The organism is Mycobacterium dioxanotrophicus, assembly GCF_002157835.1.
In the GTDB taxonomy this organism is placed as follows: domain Bacteria; phylum Actinomycetota; class Actinomycetes; order Mycobacteriales; family Mycobacteriaceae; genus Mycobacterium; species Mycobacterium dioxanotrophicus.
In genome coordinates this window covers 2,660,883-2,683,585 of record NZ_CP020809.1, presented here as the reverse complement: position 1 = coordinate 2,683,585, position 22,703 = coordinate 2,660,883, and the positions used below count along the sequence as shown (strand labels likewise).

The 22,703-nt window shown below is 66.0% G+C and carries 20 protein-coding genes; 8 read left to right on the top strand and 12 right to left on the bottom strand.

Annotated features, from left to right (window positions below):
• Positions 1-61: 61 nt before the first annotated feature.
• Complete coding sequence (locus BTO20_RS12940) at positions 62-1,390, bottom strand: PE-PPE domain-containing protein (RefSeq protein ID WP_087076407.1); 1,329 nt, start codon at positions 1,388-1,390, stop codon at positions 62-64.
• Between the two features lie 226 nt (positions 1,391-1,616).
• Between BTO20_RS12940 and BTO20_RS12935 the strand changes: the two genes are divergently transcribed.
• Positions 1,617-3,125, top strand: a complete 1,509-nt coding sequence (locus BTO20_RS12935) for an adenylate/guanylate cyclase domain-containing protein (protein ID WP_087076405.1) — start codon at positions 1,617-1,619, stop codon at positions 3,123-3,125.
• 12 nt (positions 3,126-3,137) lie between these two features.
• Here BTO20_RS12935 and BTO20_RS12930 read toward each other — a convergent pair whose 3' ends face one another.
• From BTO20_RS12930 to BTO20_RS39290, 3 genes are all read right to left on the bottom strand, one after another.
• Positions 3,138-4,724: a serine/threonine-protein kinase gene (locus BTO20_RS12930; RefSeq protein ID WP_087076403.1), complete on the bottom strand. Its 1,587-nt coding sequence runs from the start codon at positions 4,722-4,724 to the stop codon at positions 3,138-3,140.
• 177 nt (positions 4,725-4,901) lie between these two features.
• Entirely contained in the window at positions 4,902-6,158 is a 1,257-nt protein-coding gene (gene fmdA, locus BTO20_RS12925) for a formamidase (protein WP_087076401.1), read from the bottom strand.
• Positions 6,159-6,168: 10 nt separating this feature from the next.
• Positions 6,169-6,393, bottom strand: a complete 225-nt coding sequence (locus BTO20_RS39290) for a zinc ribbon domain-containing protein (RefSeq protein WP_157680211.1) — start codon at positions 6,391-6,393, stop codon at positions 6,169-6,171.
• A 279-nt stretch (positions 6,394-6,672) separates the two neighbouring features.
• Between BTO20_RS39290 and BTO20_RS12915 the strand changes: the two genes are divergently transcribed.
• Both BTO20_RS12915 and BTO20_RS12910 read left to right on the top strand, forming a co-directional pair.
• The gene (locus BTO20_RS12915) at positions 6,673-7,692 is read left to right on the top strand and encodes an acetamidase/formamidase family protein (RefSeq protein WP_087076399.1); all 1,020 of its coding nucleotides are present in this window, start codon (positions 6,673-6,675) and stop codon (positions 7,690-7,692) included.
• Between the two features lie 76 nt (positions 7,693-7,768).
• A complete protein-coding gene (locus BTO20_RS12910; RefSeq protein ID WP_087076397.1) occupies positions 7,769-10,624 on the top strand; it encodes an MMPL/RND family transporter in 2,856 nt (951 codons plus the stop codon).
• Here the strand turns inward: BTO20_RS12910 and BTO20_RS12905 are convergent.
• Complete coding sequence (locus tag BTO20_RS12905) at positions 10,621-11,184, bottom strand: TetR family transcriptional regulator (protein ID WP_087076395.1); 564 nt, start codon at positions 11,182-11,184, stop codon at positions 10,621-10,623. The genes BTO20_RS12910 and BTO20_RS12905 overlap by 4 nt on opposite strands.
• Positions 11,185-11,261: 77 nt before the next feature.
• Here BTO20_RS12905 and BTO20_RS12900 point away from each other — a divergent pair, with 77 nt between their 5' ends.
• Positions 11,262-12,437, top strand: coding sequence for an FAD-dependent monooxygenase (locus BTO20_RS12900; protein ID WP_087076393.1), 1,176 nt, complete (start codon positions 11,262-11,264; stop codon positions 12,435-12,437).
• Between the two features lie 4 nt (positions 12,438-12,441).
• On the opposite strand, the gene BTO20_RS12895 is transcribed toward BTO20_RS12900, so the two are convergent.
• From BTO20_RS12895 to BTO20_RS12890, 3 genes are all read right to left on the bottom strand, one after another.
• Entirely contained in the window at positions 12,442-12,864 is a 423-nt protein-coding gene (locus BTO20_RS12895) for a nitroreductase/quinone reductase family protein (protein ID WP_087076391.1), read from the bottom strand.
• A gap of 26 nt (positions 12,865-12,890) precedes the next feature.
• On the bottom strand, positions 12,891-13,031 hold the full coding sequence (locus BTO20_RS39285) for a hypothetical protein (RefSeq protein ID WP_157680210.1): 141 nt from the start codon (positions 13,029-13,031) through the stop codon (positions 12,891-12,893).
• 283 nt (positions 13,032-13,314) lie between these two features.
• Entirely contained in the window at positions 13,315-14,778 is a 1,464-nt protein-coding gene (locus BTO20_RS12890) for a DUF4185 domain-containing protein (RefSeq protein ID WP_087076389.1), read from the bottom strand.
• Positions 14,779-15,130: 352 nt separating this feature from the next.
• Here BTO20_RS12890 and BTO20_RS12885 point away from each other — a divergent pair, with 352 nt between their 5' ends.
• Positions 15,131-16,012 carry a cutinase family protein gene (locus tag BTO20_RS12885; RefSeq protein WP_198344368.1) on the top strand — a complete coding sequence of 294 codons (882 nt, stop codon included), beginning with the start codon at positions 15,131-15,133 and terminating at the stop codon, positions 16,010-16,012.
• A 13-nt stretch (positions 16,013-16,025) separates the two neighbouring features.
• Here BTO20_RS12885 and BTO20_RS12880 read toward each other — a convergent pair whose 3' ends face one another.
• The 3 genes from BTO20_RS12880 to BTO20_RS12870 are packed head-to-tail and all read right to left on the bottom strand — an operon-like array spanning position 16,026 to position 18,333.
• Complete coding sequence (locus tag BTO20_RS12880; protein ID WP_087076387.1) at positions 16,026-16,823, bottom strand: class I SAM-dependent methyltransferase; 798 nt, start codon at positions 16,821-16,823, stop codon at positions 16,026-16,028.
• Positions 16,820-17,719, bottom strand: a complete 900-nt coding sequence (locus tag BTO20_RS12875; protein ID WP_087076385.1) for a lysophospholipid acyltransferase family protein — start codon at positions 17,717-17,719, stop codon at positions 16,820-16,822. The genes BTO20_RS12880 and BTO20_RS12875 overlap by 4 nt, the downstream gene beginning before the upstream one ends.
• Positions 17,716-18,333: a TetR/AcrR family transcriptional regulator gene (locus BTO20_RS12870; protein WP_087076383.1), complete on the bottom strand. Its 618-nt coding sequence runs from the start codon at positions 18,331-18,333 to the stop codon at positions 17,716-17,718. The genes BTO20_RS12875 and BTO20_RS12870 overlap by 4 nt, the downstream gene beginning before the upstream one ends.
• A gap of 193 nt (positions 18,334-18,526) precedes the next feature.
• Between BTO20_RS12870 and BTO20_RS12865 the strand changes: the two genes are divergently transcribed.
• Together BTO20_RS12865 and BTO20_RS12860 are read left to right on the top strand one after the other, a co-directional pair.
• The gene (locus BTO20_RS12865; RefSeq protein ID WP_087076381.1) at positions 18,527-18,997 is read left to right on the top strand and encodes a hypothetical protein; all 471 of its coding nucleotides are present in this window, start codon (positions 18,527-18,529) and stop codon (positions 18,995-18,997) included.
• 147 nt (positions 18,998-19,144) lie between these two features.
• A complete protein-coding gene (locus BTO20_RS12860) occupies positions 19,145-19,300 on the top strand; it encodes a hypothetical protein (protein ID WP_087076379.1) in 156 nt (51 codons plus the stop codon).
• Between the two features lie 15 nt (positions 19,301-19,315).
• Here BTO20_RS12860 and BTO20_RS12855 read toward each other — a convergent pair whose 3' ends face one another.
• Positions 19,316-21,289: an aconitate hydratase gene (locus BTO20_RS12855; RefSeq protein WP_087076378.1), complete on the bottom strand. Its 1,974-nt coding sequence runs from the start codon at positions 21,287-21,289 to the stop codon at positions 19,316-19,318.
• Positions 21,290-21,414: 125 nt separating this feature from the next.
• Here BTO20_RS12855 and BTO20_RS12850 point away from each other — a divergent pair, with 125 nt between their 5' ends.
• Complete coding sequence (locus tag BTO20_RS12850) at positions 21,415-22,701, top strand: SAM-dependent methyltransferase (protein WP_087076376.1); 1,287 nt, start codon at positions 21,415-21,417, stop codon at positions 22,699-22,701.
• Positions 22,702-22,703: the final 2 nt, after the last annotated feature.

Sequence of the window (22,703 nt, the reverse complement as noted above, 5' to 3'; positions counted from 1 at the left end):
AATGCGTGGACAAAGTATAGGGCGGCAACCGATGTCGCCGTTGCTGCTCAGCCGGTCACGGTCACGGTTTGGCGCCGGACACGACCTTCTTCACAGCGTCCTGCACACCCTTGGTCACACCACTCACCGTCGAATTGAGGCTGCCCGCCACCTTCTGCACGGGGTTGGACCCAGCGGTCGACTTCAGCGACTTCACCGGATTGGGCACCACCTTGTTGCCCGAGGTCAACGGGGACGGACCGGACAATCCGGGCACGGCGGTCGACGACAACGACGATGTGGGCAGGTTGCCTGTGACGATCTTGGCGGTGCTGCCAGCCTCGTCGAGCGGCCCGGTCACCAGGGTGGTCGGTGTGGAGATGTCCTGGCCGGCGGTGGCCGCGGCCTTCGTCACCCCGGCCTGCACATCGCCGGGCAGCGCGCCGAGGGTCGCGGTCAGGTCGGATGCCGGCGGCAACAGGCCGACGGGGCGGGTCTTGGTGGGATCGGTCGGGATGGGCTGGTTGTCCTGGTAGCCCGCGTTGACGATGTCGGTGAGTGCCGGTTCGACGGCGTCGGCCACGATGTTGCCGCCCGGCACCAGCAGCAGCGGCCGCACCAGTGGAAGCCGGTCGGTCGTGAAGGTCACGTAGGTGACGTTGGTATCGGACAGCGGAATCTCGGTATACGTGCCGTCCGGATTCACGATGTAGTGATAGCCAGGTTTCAAGTTGGCCGGATCATCCGGCAGCTTCGCACTCGACTGCGCGCCATATCCGTAGGCGTAGGCCGCCAACGAATTCGCGTCGGCGACAAGGTTCAGCGGGTAGGTCGGGGCATCGGAATTGATGTTGTACTCGTAGGCGGTGTCGATCACCGGGATGGACAGATCGCTGGGTTCCGGCGCCGCTGAGGTCGCCAATAACGGCGCGAACATCCAATAGGTGGTCCAGAATCCGCCACCGGCACGGTTGGTGTTGTTGTCCAGGATGACCAGTTTGACGTTGTTCAGCGCCGGGTCATGGTTCGCTTCCATCTGGGCCAGCGCGAGGCCGGTCTGCCCGGCACCCCAGCCCGACGACACCACCACCAGGTTCTCATCGGCGCTGTTCTGGTCGATCGCGTCGACAACGCCTTGCGGCCCTAGGAAAAACGGGACCACCTGCTGCGGCGGATTGGACTTCGCGTAGTCCGTGCCGTAATAGGTGGATCCGGCGAAGATCTGCGCCGTCGAGTTCGCCGGGGTGATCGCCGCCGCCAGGGCCACGGCGGGCGCCGCGAACGTCGTCGTCGTTCCCGTCACCACCGCGGTCGACAGCCCCGTGACGCTGACCGCGGCCGCGGTCAGCCCGGGTGCCCAGCGCCTGCTCGCGGATCGCGCACGCGACAGCTTGCGATGCCTACCGGACATGAAGGCCCTCCGCCCCTCGTCACGCGTACGACACCGCCCCGCAGATGCGCACGAAACCTCAAACTTGGCAAAAGCTAGCATGCCCGGTCAGCCGGGATAACCCGGTTAGAAGCAAAATTTCCGCGAAATCGTCCGAACGGCCGACACCAGCCCGAATCGGGGCTTTGCAGCGATCGAGTAGCGCACTACGCTAGTCGGCCCCCGGCGGTGTCAGCAGGCTTTCGGTATGGACGTGATCGCTGCGGACGCCGGTGAGGCCCTCCGCTGCACCACGTTCAGACGATGGGTGTGGGGCGCGGCCGCCGTCAGCATCGCCGGTGGCGTGACCGTCGGGGCATTCCTGGCGTTCGCCGCCCCGATCGTGCTGAGTCCGGTGGCCACCGAACGGTTGCTCATTCGCGGCGGCACCGCGCTCGTCGTGTTCCTCGTCGTCGCGATCCCGGTGATGTTGCGGGTGCGGCGGCAGCGGTTCGCCGCAAGCACCGCATGGCTGCGGGAAAACCGACTCCCGACCGCCGCCGAACAGCGGATGACCCTGGGTGCACCCGGCGAGGCGGTGCGGATGTCGGTCATCGTGTGGGGTGTCGGAGCGGTGGTCTTCGGTTCACTGGCCGTTCCCGACGCAGTGTCGACGGCCCTCTACATCTTCTGCGTGGTGACTTTGGGCGGAATGTCCACCAGCGCAGTGTGGTACCTGATCTCCGAACGCGTCATGCGGCCAGTCTCGGCCCGCGCGCTGAGCGGCGGTGGGCCCGAACGCCGCGTCGGACCGACCATCCAGCGCAGGCTCACCATGGCCTGGACCCTGGCCACGGGTGTGCCGCTGCTCGGCGTGGCGATGTTGGCGCTCGGGTATCTCGCCGACACCGACTACCGCACGCAGCGCACCATCGCGGCCATCCTGGTGCTCGTCGCGGTGGCATTCGTGGTGGGGCTCTTCGCGATTCTGGTGGCGGTGCGTTCGGTGGCCGAACGGGTGCGTGCGCTGCGCCACGCGTTGGCGCGAGTCCAGAACGGGGACTTCGACGCTCGCGTGGAGGTCGACGACGCGAGCGAAATCGGCCGACTGCAAGCCGGTTTCAACACCATGGCAGCGGGTTTGGCTGAACGCGAACGCATTCGGGCCGCGTTCGGCACGTATGTGGATCGGGATGTGGCCGAACACATCCTGTGCGCGGGCGGCCCGCTGCAGGGCCAGGAGGTCGACGTCACCCTGATGTTCGTCGACGTCCGCGGTTTCACCACATTCGCCGAGCAGCTGCCGCCCGCCGACGTGGTCGCCACGCTCAACCGCCTGTTCGAGCGGATCGTCCCGCTCGTGCATCAACACCACGGGCACGTCGACAAGTACGCCGGTGACGGTCTGATGGCGGTGTTCGGCGCGCCCCGGCACCGGGCTCGGCACGCCGACGAGGCGCTCGCGGCCGCCCTGCAGATCGCCGACGCCGTGCATGTCGAGTTCGGCGGCAGGCTGTCGGTGGGCGTCGGGCTCAACTCGGGTCCGGTGGTGGCCGGAAATGTCGGCGGCGCCGGACGTTTCGAGTTCTCGGTCATCGGCGACACGGTCAACGTGGCGGCCCGGGTGGAGGCAGCCACCCGGCAAACCGGCGACGCTGTCCTGCTCACGGCCGACACCCTGGAGCTCCTGACCGACCACCGTGTCGCGTTCGCCGAACGTCCGGGTCTGACACTCAAGGGCAAGACCACTCCGGTGCAGATCTACGCGCCTGCGTGAGGCCCGCGGCGGCTAACCCGCCGAGTACTGCTGCGCCGCCTCCTCGGAATCGACGTGGCCGTTGCTGATGATGGTGAGGCTGTCGGGGCGGATCTCGTACTGGGCGCCGTCGGCGGGGTTGGTGGCGTTGAACCCGTCGCCGGAACGTTGAGCCTGCGCGATCTCCAGATGGGCACCGTCGCTGAGCCGTTCGCCGCGGTAGTAGTAGGTGTCCGGCCCGCTCTGGCAGATCACCGCGATGGACGATGCCGTCTTGATCATCGCCGCCGCCGTGCTGCCCGAGTCGCAGCGGGCGGTGTGGCCGACGAAGCCCTGGGCGTCGGCACCGGAGACAGGCGCGGCCGCCGCTCGCGATGTGGATGTCGTCGTCGTTGTCGTGGTGGTCGAGTCCGTCGTCGACTCGCTCGTCGAGTCGCCGGGTGCAGTCGTACTCGTCGCCGAGGGCGGCACCGCCAAGGGCGTCTTGGGCGTCGTCGAACCGCGGTCGTTTCCGCTGAGCGCCAAGATCGCCGCCAGGATCCCGGCAACACCGAGCAGCAGCACCGTCGCGATCACCAACCGCACCTGCCCGGGTGTCCAGCGCCGCCGCCGGACCGGGGCGGCAGGCGCGTGTACCGGGGGTGGCGGCGGATACGGCGCCTCACCGCTCGCGGTGGGCGTCGGGTAGACCGACGAGAACTCGCGCGTGCTCGGCGGCGGGGTGGGGCGGGGAGCGACTATCGGTTCCGGAACCGGCGGCGGTGGCGGAGCGACGGCCGGCGTCCCCGACAGCGCATCGCGGGCTGCTCTGGCCAGCTCTCCGGCCGATGCGTACCGGTGGGTCGGATCCTTGGCCATGCCGCGGGCGATGACGTCGTCGAATGCCCGCGGTATGCCGCGGCGCATGATGCTCGGCCGCGGCGGAGCGGAGAACATGTGGGCGCTCATGAGCTGGCGGAGATCACCGGTCTCGAACGGCGGGCGACCGATCAGGCATTCAAAGAGCAGGCAGGTCAGCGCGTAGATGTCGGCAGGTGGCCCGACGGTGGCGCCCGAGAACCGCTCCGGCGCCATGTAGGCACTGGACCCGATCAGCACGCCCGTCATCGTCACGGTCGCCTCACCGCCGATGTGGGCGATGCCGAAGTCCACCAGGTACGCGAAATCGTCGCCGGTGAGAAGGACGTTCTCGGGTTTGATGTCGCGGTGCACCAGACCGTCGGTGTGCGCGGCGTCCAGGGCCGACGCCACCTGTGTGACGATCGACACGGTCCGCGCGGGATCGAGCGGACCGTTGTTCCTCAGCACTTCCTTGACGCTGGCACCCTCCACCAGCCGCATGTCGATGAAGAGGACACCGTCGATGTCACCGAAGTCGTGCACGGGGATCACGTGGGGTTCCTGCAGCCGCGCGGCCGCGCGCGACTCGCGTCGGAACCGCGCCTGATAACTCCGGTCGGCGGCCACCTCGGTGCGAAGCAGTTTCACGGCGACCATCCGGTCCTTGACCGTGTCGTAGGCGCGGTAGACCTCCCCCATCCCCCCGACGCCTATCAGCGACCTCAGTTCATACGGCCCGAACCGGGTGCCGACGCGCGGGGCGTCGTGGGGGGATGCCATTCCACGATCCTTTCGGCCGCCTGGACACGGTCTGTGACCACCATCCAGGCACACGACCGGTCAGGTCGCGCCGGTGCACCAGGCGTCGCGGCATCCAGGCGGAGCGGTCGCGCGACGCGGTTTCACCGAGCCCGGGCGGGACGCGGTGGTCTCGGGAACGAGGATAGCCGGAGGTCGTCAGTTGAACGACGAGTGCGGCGCCCCGATGCCCGGGTCGATCGTGACGGGCCCGGATGCCGACGGCGTCACCGGGAAGTCGAAGATGGCCGTCGGGATATATACCGTCGCACAGGCATTCGGGATGTCCACCACGCCCGAGAGCCGACCCTCGATCGGTGCGGCACCCAGCAACAGATAGGCCTGCTCAGGGCTGTAGCCGAACTTCGACAGATAGTCGATGGCGTGCAAGCAGGCGCGCTGATAGGACAGGTGCGAATCCAGGTAGCGCTGCTCTCCGTCGAGGGTGACCGAGGTGCCGGAGAACGCCAGCCACTCGGAGTACTGCGGATCGGTGTTGCCGGGCATGAATATGGCGTTCTCTCCCACGCCGTAGGTCTCCATGCCGCCGGGGATCACGTCGACCCGCAGGTCGATGAAGCCGCCCATCTCGATGGCGCCGCAGAAGGTGATCTCGCCGTCGCCCTGGGAGAAGTGCAGATCGCCGACCGACAGGTTGGCTCCGTCGACGTATACGGGATAGAAGACCCGGCTGCCCTTGGTGAGGTTCTTGATGTCCTGGTTGCCGCCGTTCTCCCGCGGCGGGGCGGTGCGGGCGGCCTCGGCGGCGGCCTTGCTAAAGGCGTCGCCGGTGAGACCGCCGAGGATCGCGTCCCGCGGCTCGGGCGGCAGCGCCAGCGGCGGGACCCGGTCGGGGTCGGTGGCGATCAGCGCGGCCTCGCGGGTGTTCCACTTCGCCAGCAGGCCGGTCGACGGCGCGGTACCCATCAGCCCGGGGTGCACGATGCCGGTGAACTCGACGTGGGGCACGTGGCGCGAGGTGGCCTTCTGCCCGGAGAAATCCCAGATGGCCTTGTAGGCGTCGGGGAACTGGTCGGTGAGAAAACCGCCACCGTTGAGCTTGGGGAAGATCCCGGTGTAGCCCCACCCCTGGCCTGCCAGCGGGCCGGAATCCTCCTGCGGGATGGGTCCCACGTCGAGGATGTCGACGATCAGCAGGTCACCCGGCTTGGCTCCTTCGACCGCGATCGGGCCGGACAGCACGTGCACCGTCGTCAACGGCGCGTTGAGGATGTCGTCGGCGGAGTCGTCGTTGACGATCGCGCCGTCGAACCACTCACGACAGTGCACGCGGAACGAGTCACCCTTCTTGACCGTGACTGCGGCCGGAATGTCCGGGTGCCACCGGTTGTGCCCCAGCTTCTCCTGATCGGTGAACTTCTTGGTCGAATCGAGCGGGAACACAACTTCGGGCATTGATCCTCCTTCAGGGGCGGGGCAATTTTTGGTGAAGCGGGTTGCGCGAGACCTTCTGCCGCCGAAGCGACGGTGAGGGCGAGCTGACGACGGCAGGGTGATCGGCGGTGGCGCGCGTCGCGTCCTGCAACGCCATCGCAGACTTGTCGGCACGGCCGAGGTTGGGTGACGACATCATCCGGCGGGCCGCACCGCTGCAGCTCGGGCAGTCGATGACGTCGGGACGCGCGTTCATCGCAAACCGTCGTTCGGTGGTACCGCAACCGGAGTCGCATCGAAACACGTACAGAACCAACGGCTTTCCTCACCATCTCCGGAACTGCGATCGAGTCATGAGCCACCCTACCCACGGATGGCACTGTGCGGGCGAGACTTTGACAAAAAAATTTCCATCTGGAACTGATTTGGTGCGTGGGTCCCGGCGACGTTGTCGCCCAGCGCCATTGCCGCAACATGTCAGCAGTGCGCTCAAACTCAGGTGCCGGGTGTCCACTTATCCGCCAAGATGGCCGTCATGGACCACATCACGTTCGTGCCGACCGTCGAGCAGATGAACTACACCTTCGGCGGCGCCGAACCCGTCATGCGGATCAAGCCAGGGACCGTGTTGACGCTGTGGGCCGAGGACGCCTTCGGCGGACGCATCACGAGCCTCGACTCGGTGGCCACCGTCGCGCTGGACACCGAGGACCTCAATCCGCAGACCGGTCCGTTCTGGATCGAGGGCGCCGAGCCCGGTGACACCCTCGCGGTCCATCTGGTCGATCTCACCCCGGCCCGCAGCTGGGGTGCGTCGACGCTGATCCCGTTCTTCGGCGGGCTGACCAGCATCCCGGTCAGCCCCACCCTGCAGGACCCGCTGCCGGAGCGCACCTGGATCTACGAATACGACTCGGCCGCACGGACAGTCGGCTTCTCGGCGCGGGGCAGCGATTTCGAGGTGACGTTGCCGGCCAATCCGATGCTGGGCACCGTCGGGGTTGCCCCCGCGCGCCGGGAGGTCCGCAGTTCGCTGGTGCCCGACGCGTTCGGCGGCAACATGGACTCGCCGGACATGACCGCGGGCGCCACCTGTTATCTAAGGGTCAACGTCGAAGGCGCGCTGTTCTCTCTCGGTGACGGGCACTACCGCCAGGGCGAAGGCGAAGCATGCGGCACCGCCGTCGAGGGCGCCATGAACATCACGGCCATCGTCGACCTCATCAAAGGTGGCGGCGGCCCGGCGTGGCCGCGGCTGGAGACCGACACCCATCTGCTGGCGATCGGTTCCGGGCGCCCACTGGAAGAGGCATGGCGGGCCGGCCAGGTGGAGATGATCACGTGGCTCGGAGAGCTCTACGGGCTCGACCGGCTCGACGCCTACCAGCTTCTGACGCAGATCGCGCTCGCGCCGATCGCCAATGTCGTCGACGTGAACTACAGCTCGGCGACCAAGATCGACAAGCGGCTGTTGCCGCCGGTGGCCGCCTACGGCGGGATCCACGCGGCGCTGCGCAGCGCCGCACGGGCACTCGGCGCGATCTCCTACTCGTAGGGGGCTCACTAAACGACCGCTCAACCGGATAGGGTCGGCGCAGCCCTGCCCGCATCCGATACCAAGGTTTCTCCCGATGGCCGAGCCCAGCAAATCCACGACGACCCACACTGGGATCGCGCGTTGGATTCGCCGACTCGCCATCCCGATCATCCTCGGGTGGATCGGCCTGGTCGTGGTGCTCAACATGACCGTGCCGCAGCTCGAGGCCGTCGCCCAGATGCGCTCGGTGTCGATGAGTCCGGACGAGGCTCCGTCGGTGATCGCGATGAAACGCGTCGGGGTGGTGTTCGACGAGTTCCACTCCGACAGCTCCGCGATGATCGTGCTCGAAGGCGACAAGCCGCTCGGCGACGACGCGCACTACTTCTACAACGACATGGTCGCCAAGCTGAAGGCCGACACCAAGCATGTCGAACACGTCCAGGATTTCTGGGGCGACCCGCTGACCAAGGCCGGGGCCCAGAGCAACGATCTCAGGGCCGCCTACGTACAGGTCTATCTCGTCGGCAACATGGGTGAGACGCTGGCCAACGAGTCGGTGGAGTCGGTCCAGAAGTTGGTCAAAGGGCTGTCCCCACCTCCTGGGGTGCAGGTGTTCGTGACCGGGCCGACGGCCCTGGCCGCCGATCAGCAGATCTCCGCCGATCGCAGCGTCCAGATGATCGAGATGGTCACCTTCGCGGTGATCATCACGATGCTGCTCCTGGTCTACCGGTCGGTGATCACCGTGATCATCGTGCTGGTCATGGTGGTCCTGGAGTTGTCGGCGGCGCGCGGCGTGGTCGCGTTCCTCGGCTACCACAATCTGATCGGGCTGACGCCGTTCGCCACCCAGCTTTTGGTGACCCTGGCGATCGCCGCCGCCACGGACTACGCGATCTTTCTCATCGGCCGCTATCAGGAGGCCCGCGGCAACGGCGAGGACCGAGAACAGGCCTACTACACGATGTTCCACGGCACCGCGCACGTGGTGCTTGGCTCGGGTATGACGATCGCGGGCGCGACGTTCTGTCTGCATTTCACCCGCTTGCCGTATTTCCAGTCGCTGGGTATCCCGATGGCAGTCGGCATGGTGGTCGCGGTGGTCGCCGCGCTCACACTTGGGCCTGCGCTGGTCACCGTCACGAGCCGGTTCGGCCGCACACTCGAGCCCCGGCGCGCCATGCGGATCCGGGGTTGGCGCCGCCTGGGCGCTTTCGTCGTGCGCTGGCCGGGACCGGTGCTGCTCGGCACCATCCTGCTGTCGCTGGTCGGGCTGCTGACGCTGCCCGGCTACCGGACCAACTACAACGACCGCAACTACCTGCCCGCCGATCTGCCCGCCAACGCGGGATACGCCGCGGCCGAACGGCACTTCTCGCCGGCCAAGATGAACCCCGAGTTGCTGCTCATCGAAACCGACCATGACGTACGCAACTCGGCCGACTTCCTGGTGATCGACAAGATCGCCAAGGCCATCTTCCAGGTGCCCGGCATCGGCAGCGTGCAGGCCATCACGCGCCCGGACGGCAAACCGCTGAAGTTCAGCACGATTCCGGCCCAGATGAGCATGGGCGGGGTCATGCAGACCATGAACCGCAAATATCTGACCGACCGCGCCGACGACATGCTGCTGCAGGCCGACGACATGCAGACGACCATCGACATCATGGATCGGATGATCACGCTCATGGAGGAGATGAGCGCGACGACCCACAGCATGGTCGGCAAGACCCACGACATGGTCACCGACGTCGCCGAATTGCGGGACAGCATCTCCGATTTCGACGACTTCCTGCGACCGGTGCGCAACTACCTGTACTGGGAACCGCACTGCTACGACATCCCGATGTGCTGGTCGATGCGGTCGGTGTTCGACGGGCTCGACGGCGTCGACACGATGACGGCGGCGATTCAGGAGTTGCTGCCCGACATGGACAGGCTCGACGCGCTCATGCCGCAGATGGCGGCGATGATGCAGCCGCAGATCGAGACCATGAAGCACACCAAGACGATGATGCTCACGATGTACCAGACCCAGAAGGGTCTGCAGGATCAGATGGCGGCCATGCAGGACGGCCAATCCGCCATGGGTGATGCGTTCAACGATTCCAAGAACGACGACACCTTCTACCTGCCACCGGAGACGTTCAACAACAGCGACTTCAAGCGCGGCATGAAGAGCTTCATCTCGCCCGACGGAAAAGCCGTGCGGTTCATGATCTCCCACGAGGGCGATCCGCTGACGGCCGACGGCATCAAGCTGATCGACGGGATCAAGCTGGCGGCCAGGGAAGCCATGAAGAACACCCCGTTCGAGGGGTCCAAGATCTACCTGGGCGGCACCGCCGCGACCTTCAAGGACATGCAGGAAGGCAACAACTACGACCTGATCATCGCAGGCATCTCGGCGCTGTCGCTGATCTTCATCATCATGCTGCTCATCACCCGCAGCCTGGTGGCCGCGGCCGTGATCGTGGGAACGGTGCTGGTCTCGCTGGGCACGTCGTTCGGGTTGTCCGTGCTGGTGTGGCAGCACCTGATCGGGATCGAACTGCACTTCATGGTGATGGCGATGGCGGTCATCGTGCTGCTGGCCGTCGGCGCCGACTACAACCTGCTGCTCGTCGCGCGGCTCAAGGAGGAGTTACCGGCCGGCATCAACACCGGCATCATCCGCGCCATGGGCGGCAGCGGGTCGGTGGTCACCGCGGCGGGCCTGGTGTTCGCATTCACGATGATGTCGATGGTGGTCAGTGAGATGACCGTGGTGGCGCAGGTCGGTTCGACGATCGGGTTGGGCCTGTTGTTCGACACCCTGGTGATCCGGTCGTTCATGACGCCGTCCATCGCGGCGCTGATGGGTCGCTGGTTCTGGTGGCCGCAGATGGTGCGGCAACGTCCGGCGCAGGGCGTGGTGGCCCGAGCGCTAGAGCGCTCGAAGGCCTAGTGCGCGACGGCTGCCGCGATCAGGAGTTCCGCGGCGGCATCGACGCGTGCGCGGTCCTTGGTGACCAGCGCGTCCTGGCACAGCCCGCGCAGCCCTGAGACCACCAAAGTGGCACGCGCGCAAGCATCCTCGTCGGCATACCCGATGGTGCTCAGCGCCGCGGCGATCGGTCCGATCATCACGTCGACCGCCGTACGGGCCGATTCGCCGTAGGTCTCGGGATCCGTGACGGCCAGGCTGAGGACCTGTAGGAGCAGCCGGACATTGCGGCGCTCACCCCCGCGGGTCAGTTCACGCCACATCGTGCGTGCCGCGGCGGTGAACCGCTCCGGGGTGGCGACGTCACGGAACATCTCCCCCAGCTGCGGACGACTGGCGTCGAGGGCCTGGGTGAGCAACTCGGCGCGGTCGCCGAAGTAATACAGCAGCATCCGTTTGCTGGTGCCCAGCGCCTGCGCCATGGGCGCCAGCGACATGTCGCCGATGCCGTGCTGTTCGAGATAGGCCACAACCGCTTTCAACAGCTCTTCACGTTTGACGGGGTCTGCGGTACGGGCCACCCCTTGACCGTACCGATCGGTACGTTTATAGTCAATCTTGTATCGATCGGTACACATATTGCGGACGAAGGAGAATCATGACCGGCCTGAGAGTCGCCGTCATCGGCGCAGGCATCGGCGGACTGAGCGCCGCGATCGCACTGCGCGCCAACGGCATCGATGCGACCGTGTACGAACAGGCGCATGAACTCAAGGCGCTCGGCGCCGGGGTCGCGATCGCGACCAACGGATCTCGAGTTCTCAACCACCTCGGCGTGGGCGACGCACTGGCGAAGGTCGCCGGCCCCGTGACGCACTACCGCTTTCGCACCTGGCAGGCCGAGCCCATCGCCGGCGAACCGTCCACGCTGTCCTTCGGCGATCCGGCCCGGACCTGGTTTCTGCATCGCGGCGAATTCCAGCAGGTACTCGCCGACGCACTGCCCTCCGACGCCCTGCGCCTGGGCCGAGCCTGCGTCGGCGCCACCGAGCACACCGACGGGGTGCGCGTCGAGTTCGCCGACGGCACACCGGTCGACGCCGATCTGCTCATCGGTGCCGACGGCATCCATTCGCGCCTTCAAGGCAAGGTGAGCACGCCGACCGAACCGGTCAGCGAGGGAATCATGGCCTACCGCGGGCTGATTCCCGCCGGACGGGTCGACGGGATCGCCGACATGCGGGCCAGTTCCATGTGGCTGGGGCCCCGCCAGAGCTTCCTGGCGTACCCGGTCTCGGCGGGCCGGCTGCTCAATATCGTGGCCTTCGTGCCGACCAATCTCAACGTCGCCGAATCCTGGACCGCACCAGGGGATGTCACCGAACTCGCTGCTGCGTACCGCGGTTGGGATCCCCAGGTAAGTGCCATCATCGATGCGATGGATTCGACCTTCCGGTGGGGCATCTACGACCGCGAGCCCCTCGACCGCTGGTCCTCGGAGCGCATCACCCTGCTGGGCGACAGTGCCCATGCGGTCACGCCACACCTCGGACAGGGCGCCAACCAGGCCATCGAAGACGCCATGACCTTGGCGGTACTGCTGCGTGGCGCACAACCCGACGAATTGCCAGAGCGGTTGCGCCGCTACGAAAATCTGCGGATGACGCGCACCGGCCAGGTCCGCTCGCAGGCTCGCGCTGCCGGGCGTATCTACCGGTCGACGGAGCTGGCGCCGCGCGCACAGGCCGAGCAACTGCAGGCCATTCTCGACAGCGTCGCGATCAACACCTACGACGCCCAGCAGGTGGCCGAGACGGCACTGGTCACGGCGTGAGGCATTACGCTCGCATCAGTTCGAAGACCGGGATGACCCGATCGGTACGCGTCTCGTACTCGGCGAAACCGGGGGCCCGCTGCTTGATCACCTCGTAGACACTGTCGCGTTCCTCGCGCGGCAGTTCGCGCGCGGTGACAGCCGTGGGGCCGTCGGCGCCGATCTCCACGGTGACGTCGGGATGCGCGCGAATATTGAAGGCCCACGCGGGGTCCCGATCCCGGCCTGCTGACGATCCGACGATGTAGGTTGCTCCGTCGATGTCGAAGTAGGCAACCGGATTGACCCGCTGCGCCCCGCTCTTGGCGCCGGTGGAGGTGAGCAGCAACAGCGGAAACCCCTCGAACTGGCCACCGACCTTGCCGCCGTTGGCGCGGAACTCCTCGATGTTGCGTTCGTTGAAGTCGCGTTCGCCCTGATCGGTCATGGCTTCATGGTGGCACGTTTGCGCGCCTACCGGCCGAGGGCGGCGAGTTCCTGTGGTGTGACCAGACGTTCCTGCTCTGCCGGATAGCGGCGGCGAATCATCGGGCGACGGATCAGCAGGAGGGCGATCCGCGCGGTGCGCGTGTCGAACGTTCGGCTCATGTTCACGGTTTCACTCCATCCCTCTGATCGTCCGTCGAATACACGACGTGTGGGACCGCCAGGTTCACCCGAGAGGTGACATCACGCCCTTCGTGTACTCATATCACTCTGGTAACACTGGACCCCTTCTGTCACTTTTTGAACACGACTCCGTCACAACTCGCACCCTATGGCGCGCCTTGATCCTTTCCGGTAAGCACCTGTGAGAAAGTGCCGGACGCACCGAAGACCACCACTTCGGCACGCACACTTCACGATTGGCCGAACAGGCCGAGAACCGCCGAAAGCGTTACGGCAACACCGTTTTCATCAGCATCACGTTGTAGGCCGACCACAGCGACAGGTTGAAGTACAACTCTTTGCCCGTCGACCACGGATGCAGGAACGGCGCATAGATGCCGCCCGGGAATTCCATCGAGGACACCAGCATCTGTTCCGGACTCCACGGCCCTTGCGGCGCAGGCGCGGTGCGTGCGACGACGTCGTTGGCACCGTTGCAGTACAACACCAGATACTGCTTGAGGTAGGTGTTGTACTGGGCTGACATCTCCCCGACCGGACCGGGGATCACCGGCGTGGCTGCGGCAGGATTGCCGGGCACCCAGGAATTGCTGTCGCCGTTCCAGTACTCGTAGCGCCGCTGATCCGGCACGAAGCCCTGCGGAACCCGGGCGATGTAGGCCGATCCTCCACGCCCTGACGGCGTGCCGAAGGTGTAGAGGTACGGGTCACCCGGTCCCGGCTTGAGGAATGCGCCCATCTGGAAGTTCTCGTTGCCCGGCACGGCGGCGAGCCTCGGCACGGAGTCCCCCACGGCGCGAATGCTGCTGGGGTACACCCCCCAGTTCTCACCGTTGTCCTGAGACACCGCGATACCCGAGAAGTTCGTGTCCCAAAAGCCGTTGTCGCCCCACCGTTTGATGGACATGAAGTTCAGGTACTGGTTTCTGCCGACGGAGACCCCGGACGTCGGGATGATGCCCACCTCGGTCGGCGCCCACTTGATGCTGTTGACGATCTGCTTGGAAAGGCCCGGGGCCCACACCGGCGAGCCCGAATACCGGTTGGCCTTCACCCCGTTGGGCACCGAAACCGTCTTCGACAGCGAGCCGTCCTGACTGCGGAACAGGGTGTTGTAGCGCCATTGCTGTCCGCGCACACTGCAGTAACCGTAGGTGTCCCCGAAGGCCATCAGCACCTGATGTGCACCGGGATCACCGTTGTCCCACATGATCCCGAGGTCTGTCCCCGAGATGGCGAACCGCTGGATGGTGTTGTTGGGGCTGTCCGGCCCGGTGACCCAACCCACCAACGACGTTCCGGGCGGGGCGGGCGCAGGCGCGGCCTCCGGTGCCGGAGCCGGCGCCGCATTGGGGACGGGCTGAGCAACGTTCGGCTGGGCGGGGTTGTTCGGAACGACGGGCCGCGGCGGCGGCTCCACCGCCGCCTGCTGACGCACCGGCGCGGAATGCTGACTCAACGGCGAGAGCGCGTTGAGGAGCAACTTGGGGAGCTGTCCCAATCTGGGCAGCGGCGCACTGTCATTCGCACCGGCGGGTCGGTGACCCGTCGGGGGACGGTTGAGCCCGGGCAAAGCCGGCGTGGCCACGGCGTTGGCGGGCGGCTGGGCAGCAGCGGCCGCTCCGGTACACGGTTCGGCGCCCGCGGGAGGTGCGACGCCGATTGCGACGACGAGCCCCATAGCGGCCGCCGACGCCACCGACAGTGATGCGATGCGAGGACGCGGCGACATCTCACCCCTTCCGGAGGGCACGACGTCCCATTGACGTCACTAGCTGACTGATGTGACGATAGTGACCGAAGTGAAGGTTGCTGCTCCTGATGCATTGATAGGTATGCTTCTGTGACCGTGTCGCAACCGTCGGCGTCCGGGCCCAAGGCCTCCGGTGTGGTATTTCGGTCCACTCCCGGGCGACTGGCGAACTCGCGACAGGTGTGCGTATTGTGCTGCCCGCAAACAGGTTTCACCGCGCCAGAAAGCGGTGTCAGCGGGTTCTCATCAGGTGAACACCAACGAAATGTCGTTCAACTGGCGCGCGCATATCGTTCCGATGTGTCAGCATGTGTGCGTGGAGGCACGCCACATGGTTCTTCTGATCGGCACCGCGACAGCGGTGCCGACGATATTGTTCGGCGCGCCAACCTTATCCGCGCAGGCGGCGGACTGCCCCGACGCCGAGGTGATCTTCGCCCGCGGAACCACTGAGGCGCCGGGCCTCGGCCCCACCGGCGAAGCGTTCGTCAATTCCCTGCGGTCGCGCGTGAGTGGCAAAACTGTTGGCGTGTACGCCGTCGATTACCCCGCCACCATGGATTTCCCGACCGCCGTCGACGGCATCTCGGACGCACGCGCGCACGTCCTGGCGACCGCATCGAACTGTCCGCGCACCAAGATGGTGATCGGCGGGTTCTCCCAAGGCGCCGCCATCGCAGGTTTCGTCACCGCCAGCGTGGTGCCCGACGGCGTTCACGCCACGGATGTTCCGACCCCGCTGCCACCCGACATCTCCGATCACGTCGCGGCCGTGGCCCTGTTCGGTAAACCGTCGACACGGTTCATGAAAGCCATCAGCGAGCCACCGATCGCCATCGGCCCGCTCTACTCGGCCAAGACCATCGACCTGTGCGTCGACAACGATCTCGTCTGCGCATCCGACGGTCGGAGCTTCTCCGCGCACAACCAGTACGAAGAAGCCGGCATGGTCGACAAGGGCGCGACATTCGTGGCCAACCAACTCCAGTCGAGCTGGGCCGCGGACGCCATCGCCAATCCGCCGGCGACCGGTCCCGCACCCGGCCCGGCCCCCGCGCCCGCCGCGCCCGCGACCTTGACGCCGTTACCCGCCGGACCCGGCCCCTCGCAGCATCTTCCGGCGACGGGTGCCGCACCGGGTCCGGCACCGGCGACGACGCCCACCCCTGCCCAACCGGCACCGCGCCCGGCACCCGTCGAGCCGCTCACGTAGCCGATACGGCGTATCAGGGCTGACGCGAGAACACCACGGCATTCACCGGCGGCCCGTAACCAGCAGGCTTCGGTAGCACGGTCACCGACATGTCAGGGTCGGCCGCCTGCCCCAGCGTGGTCAGCGCCGAAATGCTGTAGGCGCGCAAAGCGCTGATGAAACCGTCATGGACGCATGGCCATAACGACGACAACGGCTGGAACACCAGATTGACGGACACCATCTGCAGTGGTGTCAGCGCGAGTTCCACCGGGCTCAAACGCCTGAGGTCGACCACCAGGAACCGAGTTCCGACGCGGGTGGCCTCGGCGATGGCGCGACTGGCGATCAGCGGCGGCAGATGATGGAACGCCAGCGCGAACACCACCAGGTCGTAAGTGTCGTCCTGCGAGTCGATGTCGGTGGCATCCACGACCTGGATGCGGGCCCGTGGGTGACTGCCCAGCGGACCACCGGCTATGTTGGCCACCGAATTCGGGTTGACATCACTGACCGTCACCGTCGCCGTGGGGTGTAGTTCCAGAATCTTGGCGGACAGCTTGCCGTGACCGGCGCCGAGTTCGAGGATCCGCGGATCGGGGATGTCACTGACGAGATCGAGCGCGACGCGGGCAAATGTGTCGTGCTGGTGGGTGAGCTCGCCCATCCGGTCGAGCATGGTGACCACTTTTTGCTTGACCTCGTCGGAGACATCATCGCGATCGAGATATTCCAGTTCGTCGGTCTGAAGTCTGCGGTCGAGCCACGATGCATCCCAACCGCCGCGTGGCATACCGGCGATCTCCGGGTCGATGGCGTGGATCTCGGTCATTGGACAACATCTCCTTCTGTGTGCGTAGCGGAAGTCGATTGGGCCGCAGCGGATGCGGGTGGCATCACGGCCGCGCCCCAGGACCAGGGCGCGAGGTTGCGGAATGGGTCGCCTGCACGGATCTCCTGCAGCTCGGCCAGATCGGATTCGAGCGTCGACTTGGTCTTCGCCCGAATCGTGGCCACCCAGTCCTCGGCCGCGACATCCGCCGGACGAGTGGTGTCGATGGGCGCGGAGAACCGGGCGTACAACCGCTGCGGGCGCGGAACCAGGGTCGGGCCGATACCGCGCATCAGCTGTATCGCCATATCCGTTCGCCCACTCAGCAATTCGCTGGCACGTCCGCTGACGCGCGACCACACTCCGTCTCGCGATGTCAGGATCTTGTACACGTCGTCGCCGCCCACCACGGCCGCGGTCACGATCGGGTAGTCGTACTCGGCCGCCAGCCGGGCGAATCCGGCGCGGTCGCCCCACAACAGGGTGTAGAGCTCATCTCTGGCCTTGGCGATCTCGCGGCCGCCACCGGGGAACACCAGGATGGGCTCGTTGGCGGACATCAACTCTCCCGCCGCGCAGGGCTCACCGACGATGCCGCCGCCGGCCGCGAGGAACTCGGCGGGAAATCCCTTGAGCTTGCCGAACTGTCGATCCATCAGCGCCCGGACGCGAATACCCAGATGGCGTTGCACCTCATAGAGAATCAAGCCGATTTCCGTCGATGCCACGGCGGTGTGGTTGCCCACGATGAGGAATCTGCCGTCGGCGGGCAGGTTTTCGAGCCCGTCGACGTAGGGTTTGTACGCCGGCCGGATGTGGTCCCATTTGCGCGCGGCCGCCAGGATTCCTTTTTCGAGCAGGTCAACTCTGGCCTGTCTGTCGTTGAGTGACTTCATGATTGACCTTCCATGACGGCGTGCATCCGCACGGCGATGTGACGGACATGCGGTGCCGGGGAATCGGCCCCATCGGTCCCGGGTGACGTAGCCATCCACCGGTCCATGCCGAGGCGGACAGCGGTGACGGCCAACCCGGCGATCACCGTGGGGTCGTCGGCGTCGCCGACGCGGTCCCCGGTCCGTTCGGCGATCATATCGGCGATCTGCTGCGCCAGACGGTCGACCCGTGCGAGGAACGCTGCCAGGACGCTGGGATGCTCGGAGGCCACCGTCAGCGCCTCTTTCATCACTTCACGTTGCGGCGGCAGCTCGGCCATGTTCGCCATCAGCAGGTCGATGACATCGGCGAGCATCAGCCGAGGACTGCACGGTCCGGCCGCGATAAACGCGCTCACCCGGTCGGCCGCAAGCTCGAACGGACCATGCACGAGCGCCGCTTCCTTGCTGGAGAAGTAATTGAAGAAGGTGCGCTGCGAGACACCGGCACGAGCGCTGATCGCGTCCACCGTCACCTTGTCGAAGCCCTCATCGCGGGCCAGTTCGAGGGTGGCGCGGTGAATGTCCGTCGCCGTCTCGCGGCGCCGGCGTTGACGTAGTCCCTCGGCTTCCATACGAAAATTATTGCACGTTCTGCAAAATTTGCACACTATGCAGACATGATCACGGTCACTTGGCGCTGGCTGTAGCTGTTTGCTCAGTCAACGACAACCTCGCTCGCCGCCTGCTATTTTGCGGAGTTTTCGAGGTTTGCCCAGACCAATTCCTCACACGTTGATACCGTGCGGCCAAACGAGAGGAACACTCATGCGTGTCACCCCGAACACCTGCGCCCTGGTAGCCCTTGCAGTCGCCGTCGGGCTCACGGCCTCCGCCTGTAACAGTTCGACGGAATCGGCAGCCCAGACCACGACTCCTGCAGCGGCTCCCGCTGCGGTGGACCTGCAGTCGCTGATCCCGGCCCCTGCCGACACACAGCAGACCAAGGGCCCCAATCAGATCGCCGACAACGGCATCCACATGTTCTACCAAGTCAACGGCGCACCCAACGACGTCCTCAACGCATACAAGACGGCGCTCGAAGGCAAGGGCTGGCAAGTGACGACCATCGTGACCTCGGCAGGCGGCAGCTCGGGTGGCGGCGCCACCTACACCGGAACCCACGGCGACGCGTACGGCGTTTTCGACGGCGGTGGGTTCAACACCAGCACCTTCATCGACGTCTGCACGTGGCCATCGAAGCCGGCAAACCCGAATTGCAGCCGTAGCGACCGGTAATCGCCGCGCCGATTTTTGCTCACCCATCCCGCCGCCGACCGGACCGCCTGCGAGCGTCACTTGCGCCCAACAGGTTTGGAACTGACGAAACTGGCAATTCCTCTTCGCGACAGCTATTCCGTTGCTACCTAGAGGATCGGACTGACCATGATTGTGCTCGGCATCATCCTTCTGTTGATCGGCTACTTCACCGGGTTGTCGATCCTGTACACGATCGGCGGCATCCTCGTGGTGATCGGCATCATCCTGTGGATCCTCGGCGCCGTCGGCCGCCCGGTCGGCGGTCGCAAAGTCTGGTTTTAGACAACGCGCTACGGCCTACTCCGCCAGCAGCGGAATCACTCCGCCTGCAAGCACGGCCATGACCTGGCGCTGCGACAGTCGATGAGACAACGCGACGTCGCAGCGCCGGGTTTGGTCGTGGGCCACAAGGGGCGTCCCCGCCCGTAGTGCGTCACGCACGCCGTCGATGCGCAGCACGTCCCCTTGCGCGATCTCGTCGTAGTCGTCCGGGTTTTCGAACTCGAGCGCGAGGATGCCGAAATTCGCCAGGTTCTGCCAGTGAATCCGGGCAAACGACTTGGCGATGACCACGCGCAGACCCAGATACCGCGGAGTGATGGCAGCGTGCTCACGCGACGACCCCTGACCGTAATTCTCTCCACCGACGATCACATGCCCAGTGCTGGAAGCGTTCTCAGCGGCCCGCGCCGGGTACGTCTCATCGATCTGGGTGAAGGTGAACTCGGCGAGCTTCGGGATGTTCGACCGGAATGGCAAAGCCCGTCCGGCCGGGGAGATTTCGTCGGTGGAGATGTTGTCGCTGACCTTCAACAACACCGGTGCCTCGATGAGATCCGGAATCGGGTCGAAGTCGGGCAGGCCGGAGATGTTGGGTCCCTTGACCAACTCCACCTGCTGCGCTTCGGATTCGGGCAATGGCGCCACCAGCATGGCGGTGTTCACCGATGCGTGGGCAGGCAGATTCAACTCCGGGTAGGCCATCCCGAGCTCTTCGGCCAGATCACGGGGATCGGTGATCCGGCCCGTCAACGCCGCGGCCGCAGCCGTCTCCGGTGAGCACAACCACACCGCGTCCTCCCGCGTGCCGGAACGGCCGGGGAAGTTACGGGGCATGGTGCGCAAGGAGTTTCGACCCACCGCGGGTGCCTGCCCCATCCCGATGCAGCCCATGCACCCCGATTGGTGGATCCGCGCCCCGGCACGGATCAACTCGAACGTCGCGCCCATCTTCGTCAGGTCCTCCAGGATTTCCCGCGACGACGGGTTGACGTCAAAGCTCACCGCACTGTCGGTCTGGCGGCCGGTGACCATTGCGGCCACGATGGCGAAGTCGCGCAGTCCAGGGTTCGCCGACGATCCCACCACCACCTGGGCAACCGGCTCTCCGGCAACCTCGCGGACCGGCACCACATTTCCCGGTGACGTCGGTTTGGCGATGAGTGGCTCGAGCGTCGACAGGTCGATCTGTTCGGCAACGTCGTAACGCGCGCCCTCGTCGGCCAGCAACTCGGTGTAGTCGTCCTCCCGATCCTCTGCGCGCAGGAACGCCCGCACCGCATCGTCGGCGGGGAACACCGAGGTGGTGGCACCGAGTTCAGCGCCCATGTTGGCGATCACATGGCGATCCATCGCGCTCAGCGTGGCGACGCCTGGCCCGTGGTACTCGATGATCCGGTGCACCCCACCTTTGACTCCGTGCCGGCGCAGCATCTCCAGGATGACGTCCTTGGCCGAACACCACTGCGGCAGTTCGCCGGTCAACTCGACACCCCAGATCTCGGGCATCCGGATATAGAGCGGCCTACCGGCCATGGCGAGCGCGACCTCCAACCCGCCGACGCCGATGGCCAGCATGCCCAACGCGCCGCAGGCCGGCGTGTGCGAGTCCGAGCCCACCATGGTCGCGCCCGGTTTGCCGAACCGCTGCATGTGGGTCGGATGTGAGACGCCGTTACCGGGTTTGGAAAACCACACGCCGTACCGTCGACACGCGGACAACAGGAACTCGTGATCCTGCGCGTTCTTCTCGTCGGTCTGCAGCAAGTTGTGGTCGACGTACTGAGCGCTGAGCTCGGTGCGCACGCGGTCCAGCCCGAGCGATTCCAGCTCCTGCATCACCAGGGTGCCGGTGGCGTCCTGCGTCAACGTCTGATCGATCCGTAACCCGATCTCGTCGCCGGGGCGCATCTGCCCGTCGACGAGGTGCGATCCGATCAATTTGGCTGCGAGGGTGTAGGGCCCTTCCGTACCGGGAAAATCTGTCGGCATCTCAACTCCTGCCAGGTTCCTGTCCGGCGTCGCCGGCCGACGCCGTCATAGGGGTTCCCATTCAGCCGCGCGGCTAATAGCGGTTGGCGCGATTACCGGGGCGCTCTCGCGGGAATCCGCATGCTATGAGCACGACGGTTGCCGACACGCTGGCGCCGCTCATCCGCGACACGGTGCGCCACGACATTCCACTCAAGATTCAGTGCTGGGACGGCAGCCGCGCCGGGCCTTCTTCCGCGCCCTGGCAGTTGACCATCAGCAAGCGGGGTCTGCTGCGGTTGTTGTGGGAGCCCAATGAAGTCGGTTTGGCTCGCGCGTACGTGTCCGGCGACATCGACGTGGAAGGCGACCTGCTCGCATGCCTGGAGGCGCTCGAAGGGGTGTCGGATCCGATGGTCGGGCCCCGCATCGCCGTCGACATGCACACGAAGGCGGCCTTCGCGAAAGCCGCACTGCGGCTCGGCGTAGTCGGTCTGCCGCCCCCGCCGCCTCCGGAAGAGGCGCGACGGCTGCACGTGCACCGGCACGACAAGCGCCGCGACGCGGCCGCCATCAGCCACCACTACGACGTCGGCAACGACTTCTACCGGCTGGTGCTCGGTGAGTCGATGACGTACTCGTGCGCGTACTGGACGCCCTCGACCAGGGATCTTGACGAGGCGCAGTACGCCAAATGCGACCTGATCGCCCGCAAGCTCGGCCTCGGCTCCGGTATGCGCGTCCTGGACGTCGGCTGTGGTTGGGGCACCTTCGCCCTGCACGTCGCGCAGACATACGGCGCGCAGGTAGTCGGTATCACGTTGTCGCGCCGGCAGGCCGAATACGCCACCAAGCGGGTGAGTGACGCGGGCGTCGGCCAGTCGGTGCAGATCCGGGTGCAGGACTACCGCGATGTCGACGACGGCCCGTACGACGCAATCTCCAGCATCGGGATGGCCGAACATGTCGGAGCCGCGATGCTGCCCGGGTACGCCGCCCAGCTCTTCCGGCTGCTGCGTCCGCAGGGTCGTTTGCTCAACAGCGCGATCTCGCGGCGACCGGGACGCGGCTTCGGGTTCGGCAGGCGGTCGTTCATCGATCGATATGTCTTTCCCGACGGCGAACTCGAACCGATGGCGACGATGATCGAGGCCATCGAACACAGCGGCTTTGAGGTGCGCGATGTCGAGTCGCTGCGCGAACACTACGAACGGACGCTTCGCGCATGGGTGGCGAACCTGGAGGCGCACTGGGACCAGGCCGTGGCGTTCAGCAGCGCCGGCCGAGCACGGGTATGGCGGCTGTACATGGCCGGGTCGGCGATGGGGTTCGCGTCCAACCGGCTCGGGCTCAACCAAGTGCTCGCCGTCAAGACCGGTCGGCGGGGCCAGAGCCACATGCCCGCCACCCGCGCCGAGCTCTTGTCAGCGTGAAC

Coding starts and splice junctions, on each gene's coding strand:
- BTO20_RS12885 (WP_198344368.1), top strand. CDS start 15,131: ATGGTTCTTCTGATCGGCACCGCGACAGCGGTGCCGACGATATTGTTC.
- BTO20_RS12850 (WP_087076376.1), top strand. CDS start 21,415: ATGAGCACGACGGTTGCCGACACGCTGGCGCCGCTCATCCGCGACACG.
- BTO20_RS12870 (WP_087076383.1), bottom strand. CDS start 18,333: ATGGAAGCCGAGGGACTACGTCAACGCCGGCGCCGCGAGACGGCGACG.
- BTO20_RS12865 (WP_087076381.1), top strand. CDS start 18,527: ATGCGTGTCACCCCGAACACCTGCGCCCTGGTAGCCCTTGCAGTCGCC.
- BTO20_RS12860 (WP_087076379.1), top strand. CDS start 19,145: ATGATTGTGCTCGGCATCATCCTTCTGTTGATCGGCTACTTCACCGGG.
- BTO20_RS12910 (WP_087076397.1), top strand. CDS start 7,769: ATGGCCGAGCCCAGCAAATCCACGACGACCCACACTGGGATCGCGCGT.
- BTO20_RS12875 (WP_087076385.1), bottom strand. CDS start 17,719: ATGAAGTCACTCAACGACAGACAGGCCAGAGTTGACCTGCTCGAAAAA.
- BTO20_RS12890 (WP_087076389.1), bottom strand. CDS start 14,778: ATGTCGCCGCGTCCTCGCATCGCATCACTGTCGGTGGCGTCGGCGGCC.
- BTO20_RS39290 (WP_157680211.1), bottom strand. CDS start 6,393: ATGAACGCGCGTCCCGACGTCATCGACTGCCCGAGCTGCAGCGGTGCG.
- BTO20_RS12895 (WP_087076391.1), bottom strand. CDS start 12,864: ATGACCGATCAGGGCGAACGCGACTTCAACGAACGCAACATCGAGGAG.
- BTO20_RS12940 (WP_087076407.1), bottom strand. CDS start 1,390: ATGTCCGGTAGGCATCGCAAGCTGTCGCGTGCGCGATCCGCGAGCAGG.
- BTO20_RS12855 (WP_087076378.1), bottom strand. CDS start 21,289: ATGCCGACAGATTTTCCCGGTACGGAAGGGCCCTACACCCTCGCAGCC.
- BTO20_RS12915 (WP_087076399.1), top strand. CDS start 6,673: ATGGACCACATCACGTTCGTGCCGACCGTCGAGCAGATGAACTACACC.
- BTO20_RS12900 (WP_087076393.1), top strand. CDS start 11,262: ATGACCGGCCTGAGAGTCGCCGTCATCGGCGCAGGCATCGGCGGACTG.
- BTO20_RS12935 (WP_087076405.1), top strand. CDS start 1,617: ATGGACGTGATCGCTGCGGACGCCGGTGAGGCCCTCCGCTGCACCACG.
- BTO20_RS12880 (WP_087076387.1), bottom strand. CDS start 16,823: ATGACCGAGATCCACGCCATCGACCCGGAGATCGCCGGTATGCCACGC.
- fmdA (WP_087076401.1), bottom strand. CDS start 6,158: ATGCCCGAAGTTGTGTTCCCGCTCGATTCGACCAAGAAGTTCACCGAT.
- BTO20_RS12930 (WP_087076403.1), bottom strand. CDS start 4,724: ATGGCATCCCCCCACGACGCCCCGCGCGTCGGCACCCGGTTCGGGCCG.